The organism is Brevundimonas guildfordensis (assembly GCF_014836405.1).
GTDB lineage: Bacteria > Pseudomonadota > Alphaproteobacteria > Caulobacterales > Caulobacteraceae > Brevundimonas > Brevundimonas guildfordensis.
On the sequence record NZ_JACSQU010000009.1, the window covers coordinates 1 to 946 of the forward strand.

Consider the following 946-nt stretch of genomic DNA (forward strand, 5'->3'; position numbering starts at 1 on the left):
CACGAAGCTGGTTCTCGACGGTCTGGTTTTTATCCGCCGTGGAAACACGAGCATAGATCGCCACGCGCTTGGTCAGGACCGTTCTCCGATGTCGTTGGAAGAACGGTCATCGTCTCATGGATTGATAGACCGTCAATCGAACCTATCGGTAGCGACCGCGAGCGCGCGCGACCTCCTCTGGGATAGGCGGTGGCGAGAAGATCGGCGCCCCAGCCTTGAAGTGGTCGGTAAAGCCCTCGCGGCTCAGAGCGTAGGAACGGATCATCGCGGCGGTGAACGGCAGATCGGGATTGCTTGTCACGTTAATCTGCCCTCGATTGCCCCCGTAGTTCAGTCCGCCATAGTTTCCCTTCACATGCTCATGGGGGATACAGAACGCAACATACAGGTTGTCGATCAAAGGCAGGTCGGCGAATCTCGGATCGGCTTCACCTACGAGAACGATGAAGTCGCAGTCCTTGTTCGCGGCCTCGCCACCGGTGATGTTGGCCCAGTTCCAGCGTCGCGTGGGCTTCCCCTTCACCGGCGTATTCAGCTTACTGAATTTCACTTCGATCAACGCGCCATTGGATGCCACGACGTCGTGGCCGTCTTTGTAGTTGGCGGCGACTTCTCCTCCTACCCATGCCGCCACAAGGTCTTCGCCAAAACGGGAGATGCCTGCCGGATTGGCCAGAGCGAGTAGTTCGCGAGCGGCCCCTGACAGTTGGGCGCGGAGATCAGCGGGCACGCCATACTCTACGAGCCGATCCAATGCGCGTTCATGTCGGTCGAAGATCGACTGCGACACGAAATTTTGACCGGAGGTTTGGCCCCGCAAGGTGTGACTCGTCTTCATCGGCCCAGCTTAACGGTATCGACTGCTTCCGCAATCAGATGGAAGCGGGCACGAAAATCGACGCCGATAAAAGCCTGATATTTCAGGTCGCGATCTTCCGTGAAACAC

General features: G+C 57.8%; 1 protein-coding gene. It reads right to left on the reverse strand.

From position 1 onward, the window contains the following. Nucleotides 1–142: 142 nt before the first annotated feature. A complete protein-coding gene (locus H9656_RS13970; protein ID WP_191744874.1) occupies nucleotides 143–838 on the reverse strand; it encodes a hypothetical protein in 696 nt (231 codons plus the stop codon). Nucleotides 839–946: the final 108 nt, after the last annotated feature.

What these genes read in the sequence shown, in the direction of transcription:
- H9656_RS13970 (WP_191744874.1), bottom strand. Translation starts at nt 838, where the DNA reads ATGAAGACGAGTCACACCTTGCGGGGCCAAACCTCCGGTCAAAATTTC.